This is a genomic window from Tenacibaculum maritimum NCIMB 2154, from assembly GCF_900119795.1.
Taxonomy (GTDB): domain Bacteria; phylum Bacteroidota; class Bacteroidia; order Flavobacteriales; family Flavobacteriaceae; genus Polaribacter; species Polaribacter maritimus.
Genome location: NZ_LT634361.1, coordinates 19,473 through 33,039 on the forward strand (window position 1 = coordinate 19,473; position 13,567 = coordinate 33,039).

Consider the following 13,567-nt stretch of genomic DNA (forward strand, 5'->3'; position numbering starts at 1 on the left):
AGGATATTATATATGATTATACAGAAGCAAAAGTAGTAAGGATCTCTAAAACATCAGTTATTTCCTCTTTTGAATTATAACTATGCAAACAAAAACGCAGTCTTTCTTGCTTCGTCCTAACAGTAGGAGATAAAATAGGTTTTACATGGTATCCTTTTAAAGCAATATTTTTAGCAATCTCCTTTACTTTTTCATTTCCAGGGATAATACAACACTGAATTGCTGATGTGCTTTGTATAAAAGTAAAAGCAGGAGCAAATCGGTTTACTTCTTCTTTAAAATGGGCAATATTATTTTTTAATAGCGCCTGTTTTTTTAAGCCATTTTTACTGTTTAGTTCTTTATACGCTATAAAAATAGTAGCTAACGAATGTGGTGAGAGCCCCGTAGTATAAATAAAACTCCTAGCAAAGTTAATTAAATATTGTTTTAGTTTTTTGCAACCTACTATAACTGCGCCATGGCAGCCTAATGCTTTACCAAAAGTTATGATTCGTGCGAAGATATCCTTTTCTAAATTTAAAGCTTGAACGAGTCCGCAGCCATTGTTTCCGAAAACCCCTAATGAATGAGCCTCATCAACAATTAAGTGCACATTATTTTTATTGCAAAGTGCTGTCATTTTAGTAAGGTTAGGGAGGTCGCCATCCATAGAAAAAACAGCCTCTGTTACAACATAAATTTCTTTTTCCCCCTCCTTCAATACAGAAGAAAAAGAAGTTATTTTATTTTCTAAGTCCTTTAAATCATTATGCTTAAACTTATAAGATTTAGCATTTGAAAGCCTAATTCCATCACGTATAGAAGCATGAATAAGTTCATCATATAAAATAATATCTCCTCGCTGCGGTATTGAAGAAAAAAAGCCAATATTAGCATCATATCCTGAGTTGAATATTAAAGAACTTTCTGCATTATGAAAATCACATAGGTAGCTTTCTACACTTTCATAAAAAGAATGGTTTCCAGAGAGTAATCTGGATCCTGTAGCTCCATTATTTTTAGTATTTTTATCAATCAGTAATTGATGTGTTTGATGAAAAATATATTCAGATTTAGCAAAACCAAGATAATCATTAGAAGAGAAATCTATTAAATTATTGTGTTTGCTAAGAAATCTTAAAGCTTGGTGCTCTTTTCTTACAAGTAACTTCTGTTGTAATTTTTTAGGAAATTTCATTCGGGTAAAAATACTAAAAGGAACGTATCAATAAGATAGTTTAATGATAAAAAACATTCAAATAAGCATTTACACTTAGAAGTGATTTCAACTTTTTGCTTCAAAACAAAAAATTGAAACCATTTCTTATTCAAGAAACATAAAATAATATTATTATCGTTGTTTTTTGTAAGGATATTAAACATAAAAGAACTAATCGTTAAAATAATTAAATAATGAAAAACCTAATTACCATTTTAACCCTTTTTATAAGTGCTTCAGTATTAGCTCAAAGTCCATGGACAAAAAAGAAAAAAGAAGGGTATTTTCAATTATCGTACTCAACCATTTCAAATTATGACGAGTTATTTGGAAATCCAGATTACCCAATAGATAGAGAAATAACAGACAATACTGTGCAATTATATGGAGAGTATGGAATAACAGATAAAACTACCTTATTTGGTAATATCCCTTTAAAAATGCTAAAATCAGGAGATCTTGTAAATAAAAATATTTCAAGAACACCAATTACTTTAGAAGGAACAGAAACTTCTTTAGGAAATATTCAAGTAGGTATAAAACATCAATTTTATAATAAAAAATGGATTGTTTCAGGGCAACTAGGTATTGAAGCAAATACAAGTAGTTTTGAAAAAGCGTCAGGATTAAGAACGGGGTATGATGCTTGGACATTTACGCCACTTATCTTAGCAGGAAGAGGATTCAATAATTGGTATATTCAAGCATTTACAGGATTTGATATTAGAACCAATGATTACAGTTCTAATTATAAATTAGGAGGAGAAATAGGATATAAAGCACTTCACTGGCTTTGGATAGCAGGTTTCTTAGACGGTGTGTTATCACTTACAAATGGAGATATCATACTACCCGCTACAAACAGGGCTACAGGATTATACGTAAATAACCAACAATATGCAGGATTTGGATTAAAGTTTATTGGGCAAATAAACAAAAATTTAGGAGCTAATATAGGTTTAGGAGGTGCATTTGCAGCTAGAAATTTAGCAAAAGCGCCTGCATTCAATGTAGGGGTGTATTACAAATTATAAAAAGAATTAAAACCAATTTTAAAGCGCTAGTAATAGCGCTTTTTTTTATGCCCATATAAAAGTATCTTTGCGTTTCGAAATTTGAATATAAAATGACTGAAAACGTAAGAGTACGCTTTGCTCCTAGCCCTACTGGGCCATTGCATATAGGTGGTGTAAGAACAGCCCTATTTAATTATTTATTTGCTAAAAAACACGGTGGAACCTTTGTACTTCGTATAGAAGATACTGATCAAACACGCTATGTGGCAAATGCAGAACAGTACATTATTAATTCATTAGAATGGTGTAATATCCCATTTGATGAAGGGCCTAACAAAAATGAAAAATTTGGACCATACCGTCAGTCAGAACGAAAAGAAATATATAAGCAATACGCGGATCTTTTAGTAGAAAAAGAATGGGCGTATATTGCTTTTGATACAGCAGAAGAGCTTGACAATGAACGAAAAAAAAGCGAAGAAAACGGGAAAACATTTATTTATAATTGGCATAATCGTCAAACATTAAATAATTCTTTAGCTTTATCAAAAGAGCTTGTTAAAGAAAAAATAAATGCAGGAGAAAAGTACGTGATACGTTTTAAAACACCACAAGATGAAACGCTAATTTTAAGCGATGAAATACGTGGAACAATTAAAATTGACACCAATATTTTAGATGATAAAGTACTTTTTAAATCAGATGGTATGCCTACCTATCATCTAGCTAATATTGTAGATGATCATTTAATGGAAATAAGTCACGTAATTAGAGGAGAAGAATGGTTACCTTCTATGGCATTACACGTATTGCTATATAAAGCTTTTGAGTGGGAAGCTCCAAAATTTGCGCATTTACCATTAATTTTAAAACCAGTAGGTAAAGGTAAGTTAAGTAAAAGAGATGGTGATAAATTAGGCTTTCCTGTGTTTCCATTAGAATTTACCAATGAAAAAACAGGAGATGTTTCACGTGGATACAAAGAGGATGGCTATTTTGCAGATGCATTTATAAATATGTTGGCTTTATTAGGATGGAATCCAGGAACTGAACAAGAAATTTTTTCACTAGAAGAATTAACAGAAACATTCGATTTAGCTAGAGTTAGTAAATCTGGAGCAAAATTTAGTCCAGATAAAACAAAATGGTTCAATCAACAATATTTACAAACAAAATCCAATAGCTACTTAGCTAAAGAATACCTTCCTATTTTACAAGAAAAAGGAGTTAATGTAGCAGAAGATTTTGTAATTAAAGTAATAAACGCTATCAAAGAGCGTGCTATTTTTGTAGCTGATTTTTGGGAATTATCCGATTTCTTTTTTATTACGCCCAATGCCTATGAAGCAAAAGCGGTTAAAAAGCAATGGAAAGAGGATACTCCTGAATTGATGGAAGCATTAGCTGAGGTAGTTTTAAAGATTACTGATTTTACCTCTCAAAACGTTGAGAAGATCGTAAAAGAATGGATTAAAGCCAAAGAAATAGGTTTTGGTAAAGTAATGCAACCATTACGATTAAGTTTGGTAGGAGCTTTAAAAGGACCTCATTTGTTTGATATCATGGAAATGATAGGAAAAGAAGAAAGCATTCAAAGAATACAAAACGCAATAAAGAACATAAAAAAAGAGAGCAATTAAGCTCTCTTTTTTATATTTTGTGTTGATCGTAATGACATGAAGAGGTTCTTACCCTAGTGGTTCCTATTCCCCTACCAAAAACATTGCTCCAGTTTAAATCAAAAACAAAACCAGCAGTAATTTGTATATGAGATCGCATACTTTCAAAACTTTCAAAAGAATACTTATAGTACAATTGGGTATTTAAACCTACCTTATCAGAAATCCAATAAGTGGCACCTGCACCAACGTTTAATGTAGGTGTAGTTTTTCTTTCAGAATCTACCAAACTCCCACCAGTAAAAACATACGGATATATTTTTCCAAGAAAACTATTAAAGTTATAACGCAAAGAGCCATCCAACGACAAATAGTTTATAGAATTCTTAATAACGCCATCTATAGTATTGAAAGAAAGCGCCCCATCAAAAGAAAGTTTTTGACTAATAGGCATCGTTAAATTTACCCTAGGTATCTGTATTAAATGCTTATCACCAATAAATTGCGCATCGCTTTCACCAAATTTTGTAATAGCAAGCCCAACTCCTATTTGCCAAGAGTTCTTATTATTATTAATTTGACCAAAAACATTGATAGTTAATAATATACTGAAAATTAATAATATGTTTTTATTCATCTGAAAAGGAGGTTTGAGTTGAACTTTAAATAGTATTCACCTTTTTAATAGCACTATTAAATTCTTCTAATTCATTACCATTTACCACTAAATGAATAGCTTCATCGCATACTTTTTCTACATTTTCAGTAGGAAAGCTTAAACCAATGGCTATTTTTCTCATAAGAAGCATTTCACTTTCTGTAACTTCCTTATCAGCAAATACCATTTTTGTTAATCTATACAAGCGTTCAATTCTATCATCATAACTTACAGGTGGGTTTATAGGAAATTTAGCAGGATCTTCTAAAATTTCTTTATACTCATTTTCATGAATATTTAACCTCTTAGCAACGTTGTTTAGTAGTTCTTGTTCTCCCTCGCTAATAGTACCATCTGTTTTGGCAATTTTCACAATACTTGCAAAATGACCTAAATCTCTTTTATGTTTTCCGCTTGAATATAAATCTGAAATCGACATATTTAATAAAATTTTGCTGTAAAAATACAGAAAGTGCGTTGTATGAAGGAAATTAAATTGATGAAAATTTTATTTTACATAAAAAAAAATCAAATCTTCATGATAGTTTTATTTGTTACTAAGTAAAAATGAATTTCAAAAAATAATACATATCATTATCTTAATTGATGTTAAAGCAGTATAATATCACTTATATTGATAATCAAGAGGTTTTAAAACCTGTTTTTTAGCAAGAAAAAAAAAGAAGCAATGCAATTCTGTTAAGACTGTAAAAAAACGCATATAAAACCCTTTAAAATAAGTTTTTTATAAAAAACGACCTGTTAATGAGGTGAAATTTTAACATAGTTAAAAAAGAGGTAAATATATTTTAGAAAAACTGAATTATATAAATTTGTGCACTGTTGCTGACAAGATAAAGTAAAAATATTGCTATTTCCATACTTATGCTCCTGTTGGTTACTATTTTTATTAAAGCAAGCAGTTCATATTATGAAGTGATTTAAACTTTTTTTGAAGCGAATTTGCAGGCATAAGAAAAGGTTTAAACGACTTCTATATATCGTTTAAACCATAATTGCAAACAAATAGTTAATTTTTAACAACTTTTGAAAGAAGACGTATTGAATAGCCTTGTTGTAGTAAGTAAACCAAGAAAGAAAATGTAAACCAAATCTATTATAACAATGAATCAATTTGATAAAAATCAGATCATAGCTTTTGATTTAAAAAATGTAGCATCTATAAAAGAAGGGTTGCTCGAATACAAAAAATTACTTGATGAAGATAAAGCAATATTGAATGATACTTTTGATGTAGAATTTCAGCTTATTGAGGGAGATACTCAAAGACGCATTCAATTAGCAGATACAAACCATCAACAATTGGTAAAAGATGCTTTAAATATGGGACCAGATGGCGGTAGCTATTATTATCCAGATCATATTGATGCCACGGATGAGATTTATATATCTGAAGTACTATTTTTTGCCATTGCATTGGAGCATCCAGAACTTAAGGATACGATAGTAAAAGTAGCAAAATCAATGGTTGCTTTGAGTCGCCGTCTAAATGACACCATGTATATGTGGATAGATGATATGCGTGTTTTTGGTATTGAAGCTCTTTATATATTAGCAAGAACAGACGCAAATTATGCCTATCTAGTTTCGCAGTTTTTAATTCCTTATTGGGATGATGAACATGCTGTAGGGTATGAAGCATATTTACAAAATTTGTATGAGCATTACGGTTGGAGCCATCCGATGATAAAAGCATTTATTTGGTGTGATAATAGCTTTTTTAGACAAGCATTTGTTACTAGTAGCGAAAAAACATTAGGAAAATTTTTAAAGCAAAACCCTAAAGAATATCAATTTTTTAAAGCAGAAGTTCAAGAGCGATTTGAAAAAGAGCCAGCCCTCCTACCCTATCCAGACGATGATCTTGAAGAGGCTACTCCAATATTAGAATTGTATTTTAGTTTATTAGTTTTTGCAGAAGAATGGGGAGTATCCATAGATGAAAATGAAGCAGTATTACAGGAATTTTTTATTGAAGACACTTTAGAAAATGAAGCATTTGATTTAGAAAAAATAATAAAAGAAAAAATAAACAAGCCCTTAGTCAAGCTATCAGACCGTGCGCTAAAGGAAAAACAAGAAGATGATGAAAGAGATGCTTATTTAGATCAATATGAATATGGAGATGGTTTAAAAGAGTTACAACAATTATTTTTAGGCTTAAATAAAGGAGAAGAATTATGGAAATATGTGTTAACAGGAGCACATATAGAAGCTTTACATGAGCTTGAGCAAACTGCTTTATTACCCCTAGCAGAGGAGCGTACCAAAAGATTGTTTTTGAAAATGAAATACTACACAAGTAGCTATCGAGATGAAAACGAAATAAGAGAAGAATTAGACTATATTATTAGTGATGTAACATCAGAATTATTACCTAGTGAAGAAGAAGAAGGTGTAGAAACATTTTATCAAAATGGATTGATTTTAAAGCTAAGAGTTCAAAAAGAAGGCGTAGAAAAAGAAGCACATCCGCTTCAAAAACAAGAAGATCGAAACCAAATGTATCTTAGAATTCTTGATGTATTTTATTATGCATTTGGTAAAAAAACATTCAGTGATGCAATTAAAGAGGTGGTTACCTCTGAAGCCCCTCCATTGCTTAGCCTTGAAGAATTTTATAAAAGATATAGTTGTCAAGAAGAAAAAAAAGAAAATAAAGAAGCGCAAAATAAAGTATTAGTAAATAGTATTTTATCGAAGTTTTACGACATTGATGTAGATTTAGGTAAAAGTGTTTTTGACGAAGCAGAAAAAATATTTAAAGAAGATAGAGCGCGTTATGATTGCTCCACTTGGAAAAAAGATCATATTGGAGCCCATGCATTAGCAGCCTATTTATTGTATCAAGATTTTCAAAATAGAATTGGAGATGCATATACCATGAAACTCTTTGATTTTGTAAAAGAAAATGTTTGGAATATTTTGATGACAAAGGTATTAACATCTATAAAAACAAAGGATCAACATAGAGGTTATTACCAAGAAAAAGAACTCGCTACAGATGAAGAAATTGCACAAGTAAAAGACTATTTAATCAATGAAAATACTCTTTTAAACGAAGAAAAAGCAATAGAGTTATTTAGAAGAGTACTGATAGATAAACCAGAAAGTGCATTTAATTGTAGGCAAAAAAGGTATAGCTTATTTGATGATTATGATGACGATGGGCAGCGCATGGTGTTAATTTGCTATTGGTTATCTCAAATGCCTATAAGTACTCAAAAAATAGGAAAACGACTTTGGAATTTATGGATAAAATTAGCTCCGCAAAAAACAATAGAACTTATAGCAATCACTCAAGTAGAAAGAAAATATTCCATTAGTTTTGAAAACCCTCTTACAGAAATAGCGTTTTATGAAAGGTTAGAGAAAGCAGGAGTGCCAAAGGCACAAAGCTATGCCTTTCAAATGGTACAGGCACAGGAAGGCTTCTATAATGAAGATGAACATAGAAAGAACGCATACTTGGTTTGGTTAAAAAACTATGATGAAATTGATAGTAAGGCATCAGGAATGTTTGATAAAATAGGTAAAAATCGCGCATTGGCTCTTGATGAAGGAATGAATTATATCAATGAATTAAAGCGAATAGAGTACTTTATAGATTTATCACTTGTAAAACCTCGTTTTTCTTTTCATCAGCAAGAAAAAATGGAAATGTGCTTAGAAAGGTTAATGCATTCAAATTTAGTACCTTGGTACGAAAGGTTAGCTGTTTACGACAAAGAAAAGTGTACTGTTTTTGATAATTATATGCATCAACATGATGAAGAGATAGAAGCAGTAAGAAAACTGCCTGTATTGATACATGAAGAAGCAATAACAGATGAATTAACAAGGCAAGAAAGATATGTTCGTGCAGAAATTTTACAGAAAAAAGATGGAAAATTATACTTACTTCAATTAGATAAAGCATATCATGAAAATAAACTTGAAGAAAGTAAGATAACTCCTGAAAAAGTAATGCTTCCTTACGGAAGAGTGGTCCTATTTTCAGAAGAATTGGAAACTGCAAAAATTTTAGAAGCTTTAAAAACTAAAAACACAGCACTTCAAGACGCTAAATATCTTAGCTCAAAAACAATAGCTTATCTTAATGGAGAGGTTTGTTATGAAGAAATAAACGACTTATATAACAAGTACCTTACAAAAGATTATTTTTCATATGAAGGAAATAATAGGGCAAGTATGAGTATTTTCCAATTTATTTGGATGCTAGAAGAAGAAAAATTAAACCGTTGTATTCAACTCTTCGGAAACTATTCTCAAGAAGGTGCTAAAATGTTAGGAAAAACAGTTGAAAAGGCTTTTTTAAGAAACAAAGTAAGAGAAAAAGAATATCAAATAGAAGAGATACCTCAGAAATTAAACGAAGGAGTTTGTGAAGAAGAAGCCGATGCTTTTTTGTTTAACAAGTTAGAGGCGCTACATGTTAATAAACTTCATATCATACGTTTAGCAATTTATAAAGAAACGAAAGCAGCATCAGATTGGCTTGTAAATTTAGGAGCGTCATTATTTGAATTGTCATTAGCACTTTCTGTAAAAGAGCGTATAGAAATATTAAAATTGATTGCGGAAGAAGGGAATTCTAAAAAAACGTTAGCAACATTTAGAAAAGATGCCTCTAGAAAAATAAGAGATCTAGTTGAAAAGTTATTAGAAACCTCAGCAAAAATCTAAGGCCAAATGTAAAAAACAATAGCTATAATTACTAAATAAAAAACGGTGTAGTATAACAACTACACCGTTTTTTATTTAGGTATAAGGCCTTCTCAATAATTTAAGGAAACGCTAAGAAATAGTGATTGCAGTAAAGGAATCTATAGGATTCCATCGTGCGAGAGCGGTGATTTTTCACTTCGTTTTTCCTTCAAAAAAATAGAAAGAAATACAGCTAAAAGATAGTTGTTAGTGCCCACTTTTTTTTCTTGATAAAAATATAACTTATTTATTATCAGTATTAATCTGTACAAGGTTTTGAAGCTGCTCTAAAAAGTTTGTACAAGATTTCCCCTTTATTTGCTGTACAAGGTTTTGAAGCTGCTCTAAAAAGTTTGTACAAGATTTCCCCTTTGTTTTCTGTACAAGATTTTGAAGTCGCTCTAAAAAGTTTGTACAAGATTTTCCCTTTATTTTCTGTACAAGTTTTTGAAGTCGCTCTAAAAAGTTTGTACAAGATTTCCCCTTTATTTTCTGTACAATATTTTGAAGTTGCTCCAAAAAGTTTGTACAAGATTTCATCTGATTTTTTGCTTCGTTTTTTATCAAGAAAAAATGAAGAAGCACCCCACTTATATAACTAAAAGGTAGTTATTAAACAGATAATAGCGAAAGCAGTAAGCCAGTAAATGGTTTAATAAAATAATAAGGTTTCTTATGAACTTACGGGCACCCCCAGTAATAGCAATACATTAATTCTAAATACCTTAGAAAAATTAAAAAACTCTTTTGATGATTTTAATATTTAGCGTATTTTCGATAAAATAAAAATGTATTAGGTATTGTTACTCCAATACTGTTGTATAAACGATGTGTTTTATACATACACAAAAAAATGCAAGAAAAATGAATACCGTAGCAAAATTATGTATTGGCAAAGATGAATGGGAACTTCATAATACAGTGATAACATATTATCGTTGCACCCGTGTTACAGGAAGACCGGCCACTGAAACTATGGGAGGTTATGTAGCCGTACGCTTTACTCCAAAAGGCAATGAAGAAATGATGCTAGATTGGATGTTTGCCAACAGAATGGAAGATGGAAAAACAGCATATCCTAGATGTTTATATGTGTTAAAACAAGCTGAAATAGTTTTTTATGAAGGAGATTTTAATGGGCGTATTCTTTTTAAATATAGACTTGAAGATGGTACGGTCATCTATTTTAAAGAAAGTTTTAATACGTTATTGGGAATGGAAACCAGTGTAGTTTTTTCAGCAGCCATACAATATTATAAAGATACATTTTATATAAAATCGTGGCGCGAAAACTGGAAACCGCCAACAAAAAAAGAGTCTCCTTTTCAAGACTTAACTAATACATTTAATGCCACCCCAAAAATTTTATAATATGCCTTATTTTATACCATTAGGAATTCCTGATTTCAAAGGAAAAAAAGACAGAGATTTTATACAGATTTCTTATTTAATTGAAGGAAATGACGCTGTAGAATTAACCATACAAATTAGAGACGGCGGAAAAATTATTTACCAAGAAAAAATAACAGATTCTTCTAAACTAACAAAAGGAGAGCACCGTTGGAAATGGAATGGTTTTGATAGTAATGGTATCTATGATAGCGCTGTTTTTACAACGGCTAAAGATTTAAATATTTATACGATAGCCATAGATAATGAAGAAAATTATAGCAGAAAACAAGTAGAGTTTACAGCTAAGTATAGTGAAGTTAAATGGGTAGATGTTAAAATCAACAAAAACACCAAACGAATTGATGTAACTCTTCGGGTTAATTTAAAGGATGGTGGAGAAATTGGTACAGAAAAAGATTGCATACAAGTAGGTTCTGGTCAATACTCTTCAATAAAAACAGTTTGCCCTTGGGAGAAAATACCTGAAAAAGAGATAGACCCTAAAGATCCTATTTTAAAAGCAAGAAACGAAAGTAATAATTTCGATGCTTTAAAACAATTGGCTATGGATGGAATAGAAAAATATTGGGGAAGAAATAATACCAATATAGGTAAAGGTGTCTATATAGATGAAGAACTCTATGAAGTATTTATAAGCTGTAAACAGGGTGAACAAGGTATGGTAGCACCTAAAATAATCTATTTTACGAATTCAGAAAATACTACGTTTAACCGTTCTCATAATTGGTTTGCTTCAAGAAAGTTATACTATAAAGAAGGTTACTTAAAAAACGAAAGGTGGGTTTATAGAAACTCATCAGATGCTATTCAAGATTTTAAAGAAACCGCTGCACATGAAATTGGACATGAACTATTAGCTAAACTAAAGGGTAAATACCATTCATACACTCATAAAGGGACTTCCCACCCAAGTGTAATTATACAAGACCCGATTGAAGGCACAAAATACCCAACTGGTGGTGAAGAAATCGACTTAATGAAATACGCAGATGATTTTTACCCTTATGACTATTATAAAAGAGTAATTCTCTCTGAAAAAGATTTATTAGGACTTCTATGGTTAACCAAATTAGAATTAAAATGATGAAAAGACTACTAATTATTATTTTCTTTATAGCTATAAGTTGTAAAGAAAAGCTAAGTGACAATTATAGAGGTTATGTGTTTAACTTAAAAAAAGAACCTATACAAAATGTAAAAATTTATGAACGGAGGGATTCAACGAAATATGTATTTACCAAAAAAAATGGATATTTTTCATTAAAACCAAGAAGTTTAAATTTTGTTGATGATTTAATCTTTGAAAAAGAAGGCTATATTACTGATACAGTTTATTCTTATTCAGCGACTAGAAAGCGTAATAAAACTCATTTTTTAACGAATCGGTCTGATACTCTTTTTATCGAAGAAATTAAACCAATAACGTTGCCTAACAAAGATGGCTATAAGTAATTGTTACTTTTAGCTGTCTTAAAAGCCTATGGAGGCACATTTTATAGTTATGGTCATAAAGGAAGTGTGAATACAATAACTCAAAATAAAAAATCAAATGCTCCTAAATTTCCTTTAGAAGGAGAAATTGATATTATGCCTTATTATAATGATAACATATATGGAAATGAATATTATCAACATAATTATCATAAAAGAAGGGTAGCTTCTCAAAAAGATTTTTTAAGCTTAATATGGCTAACTAAATTAGAACTAAAATGAAAAAAATAATTTATTTATTAATTCTTACACTATTTTACTCTTGTACAGTAAAATACTATGGCTATGTATATGATATTGATAAAAAAACTCCTATTTGTAACGTTAGGATTAAAACTATAGATTCATTAAATATTACATACAGTAATGAAAATGGCTGTTTTGAAATTAAATTAAAAGAAAAAGTAAAAGAATTGGTTTTCGAAAAAGAGAATTATCAGGCTCATAATTTAAGAACTTTGAGTATTCAAAGTGGAGAGTTTATGAAAGAATTACCTTTTGGCGATACTATTTATTTAATTTCAAAAAACAGTAAATATAGTCGACCAAAAACAACGTTGCCTAACAATGTATATAAAAAATAGGTGATACAGCAATAAAATCGAAGGTTTTGGCTCGTATCAAACTTTGTTTTTAACCGAAAGTTTCGTGCTTCGAAATCGCCTACTTTTCATATACCAACAGTTAGGCAACATTAAAAAATACCGTAGCAAAATTATGTATTGGCAAAGATGAATGGGAACTTCATAATACAGCGATAACATATTATCGTTGCACCCGTGTTACAGGAAGACCAGCCACTGAAACTATGGGAGGTTATGTAGCCGTACGCTTTACTCCAAAAGGCAATGAAGAAATGATGCTAGATTGGATGTTTGCTAACAGAATGGAAGATGGAAAAACAGCATATCCTAGATGTTTATATGTGCTAAAACAAGCTGAAATAGTTTTTTATGAAGGAGATTTTAATGGGCGTATTCTTTTTAAATATAGACTTGAAGATGGTACGGTCATCTATTTTAAAGAAAGTTTTAATACGTTATTGGGAATGGAAACCAGTGTAGTTTTTTCAGCAGCCATACAATATTATAAAGATACATTTTATATAAAATCGTGGCGCGAAAACTGGAAACCGCCACAACCTTATCAAACATCTGTTGAAGAGTTTAAGGACACAAGTCCTAAATTTACAGGATATTATTTAGAAAACACTAAAGGAGAACGAATAAAGCAAGAAAGATTAAATATAAATCAAAAAGTATATTTAGTTATAGAAACTAACAATGCAGAAGGGGAAACAGCTACAATAAATCTAAATAATAACAATTTAGATTTTGAATATAATGGGAAAGTATTGGATAATGATATTTTAAAAGGTATTAAAGTATTAGGTAATATAACAAAAATTCAATTAAAAACCGTTGAACAAAACAAAAATTAA

12 protein-coding genes and 1 pseudogene are annotated in these 13,567 nt (G+C 30.5%); 9 read left to right on the plus strand and 4 right to left on the minus strand.

The features are described 5' to 3' along the window. Positions 1-16 precede the first annotated feature (16 nt). Positions 17-1,180, minus strand: a complete 1,164-nt coding sequence (locus tag MARIT_RS00085; RefSeq protein ID WP_024741759.1) for an aminotransferase class I/II-fold pyridoxal phosphate-dependent enzyme — start codon at positions 1,178-1,180, stop codon at positions 17-19. Positions 1,181-1,395: 215 nt separating this feature from the next. Between MARIT_RS00085 and MARIT_RS00090 the strand changes: the two genes are divergently transcribed. Beyond that, a complete protein-coding gene (locus MARIT_RS00090; RefSeq protein WP_024741760.1) occupies positions 1,396-2,235 on the plus strand; it encodes a transporter family protein in 840 nt (279 codons plus the stop codon). A 92-nt stretch (positions 2,236-2,327) separates the two neighbouring features. Beyond that, positions 2,328-3,857 (plus strand): glutamate--tRNA ligase, encoded by a 1,530-nt coding sequence (gene gltX / locus MARIT_RS00095; RefSeq protein ID WP_024741761.1) that lies wholly within the window; start codon positions 2,328-2,330, stop codon positions 3,855-3,857. A gap of 10 nt (positions 3,858-3,867) precedes the next feature. Here the strand turns inward: gltX and MARIT_RS00100 are convergent, their stop codons facing one another. Beyond that, positions 3,868-4,473 carry an outer membrane beta-barrel protein gene (locus MARIT_RS00100; protein ID WP_024741762.1) on the minus strand — a complete coding sequence of 202 codons (606 nt, stop codon included), beginning with the start codon at positions 4,471-4,473 and terminating at the stop codon, positions 3,868-3,870. A 25-nt stretch (positions 4,474-4,498) separates the two neighbouring features. After that, entirely contained in the window at positions 4,499-4,933 is a 435-nt protein-coding gene (locus MARIT_RS00105; protein WP_024741763.1) for a TerB family tellurite resistance protein, read from the minus strand. Positions 4,934-5,619: 686 nt separating this feature from the next. Between MARIT_RS00105 and MARIT_RS00110 the strand changes: the two genes are divergently transcribed. Beyond that, positions 5,620-9,201, plus strand: coding sequence for a hypothetical protein (locus MARIT_RS00110; RefSeq protein ID WP_100210452.1), 3,582 nt, complete (start codon positions 5,620-5,622; stop codon positions 9,199-9,201). A 280-nt stretch (positions 9,202-9,481) separates the two neighbouring features. Here the strand turns inward: MARIT_RS00110 and MARIT_RS00115 are convergent, their stop codons facing one another. After that, positions 9,482-9,754, minus strand: coding sequence for a hypothetical protein (locus MARIT_RS00115; RefSeq protein WP_100210453.1), 273 nt, complete (start codon positions 9,752-9,754; stop codon positions 9,482-9,484). A 332-nt stretch (positions 9,755-10,086) separates the two neighbouring features. On the opposite strand from MARIT_RS00115, the gene tssD (MARIT_RS00120) reads away from it, so the two are divergent. From tssD (MARIT_RS00120) to tssD (MARIT_RS00145), 6 genes and pseudogenes are all read left to right on the plus strand, one after another. Beyond that, positions 10,087-10,593, plus strand: a complete 507-nt coding sequence (gene tssD / locus MARIT_RS00120) for a type VI secretion system tube protein TssD (protein ID WP_157926148.1) — start codon at positions 10,087-10,089, stop codon at positions 10,591-10,593. 1 nt (position 10,594) lies between these two features. Beyond that, positions 10,595-11,719 (plus strand): hypothetical protein, encoded by a 1,125-nt coding sequence (locus MARIT_RS00125; RefSeq protein ID WP_157926149.1) that lies wholly within the window; start codon positions 10,595-10,597, stop codon positions 11,717-11,719. After that, the gene (locus MARIT_RS00130; protein WP_157926150.1) at positions 11,716-12,087 is read left to right on the plus strand and encodes a hypothetical protein; all 372 of its coding nucleotides are present in this window, start codon (positions 11,716-11,718) and stop codon (positions 12,085-12,087) included. Before MARIT_RS00125 ends, MARIT_RS00130 begins: the two co-directional genes overlap by 4 nt. After that, positions 12,088-12,348, plus strand: a complete 261-nt coding sequence (locus MARIT_RS00135; protein WP_100210457.1) for a hypothetical protein — start codon at positions 12,088-12,090, stop codon at positions 12,346-12,348. After that, positions 12,345-12,710 (plus strand): hypothetical protein, encoded by a 366-nt coding sequence (locus MARIT_RS00140; protein WP_100210458.1) that lies wholly within the window; start codon positions 12,345-12,347, stop codon positions 12,708-12,710. The genes MARIT_RS00135 and MARIT_RS00140 overlap by 4 nt, the downstream gene beginning before the upstream one ends. 131 nt (positions 12,711-12,841) lie before the next feature. Beyond that, positions 12,842-13,567 (plus strand): annotated as a pseudogene (gene tssD, locus MARIT_RS00145) (type VI secretion system tube protein TssD); the annotation flags it as partial.

Bases quoted from the DNA above. Each gene is read 5' to 3' on its own strand.
- gltX (WP_024741761.1), top strand. From the start codon at position 2,328: ATGACTGAAAACGTAAGAGTACGCTTTGCTCCTAGCCCTACTGGGCCA.
- MARIT_RS00085 (WP_024741759.1), bottom strand. From the start codon at position 1,180: ATGAAATTTCCTAAAAAATTACAACAGAAGTTACTTGTAAGAAAAGAG.
- MARIT_RS00125 (WP_157926149.1), top strand. From the start codon at position 10,595: ATGCCTTATTTTATACCATTAGGAATTCCTGATTTCAAAGGAAAAAAA.
- MARIT_RS00100 (WP_024741762.1), bottom strand. From the start codon at position 4,473: ATGAATAAAAACATATTATTAATTTTCAGTATATTATTAACTATCAAT.
- MARIT_RS00130 (WP_157926150.1), top strand. From the start codon at position 11,716: ATGATGAAAAGACTACTAATTATTATTTTCTTTATAGCTATAAGTTGT.
- MARIT_RS00090 (WP_024741760.1), top strand. From the start codon at position 1,396: ATGAAAAACCTAATTACCATTTTAACCCTTTTTATAAGTGCTTCAGTA.
- tssD (WP_157926148.1), top strand. From the start codon at position 10,087: ATGAATACCGTAGCAAAATTATGTATTGGCAAAGATGAATGGGAACTT.
- MARIT_RS00105 (WP_024741763.1), bottom strand. From the start codon at position 4,933: ATGTCGATTTCAGATTTATATTCAAGCGGAAAACATAAAAGAGATTTA.
- MARIT_RS00110 (WP_100210452.1), top strand. From the start codon at position 5,620: ATGAATCAATTTGATAAAAATCAGATCATAGCTTTTGATTTAAAAAAT.
- MARIT_RS00140 (WP_100210458.1), top strand. From the start codon at position 12,345: ATGAAAAAAATAATTTATTTATTAATTCTTACACTATTTTACTCTTGT.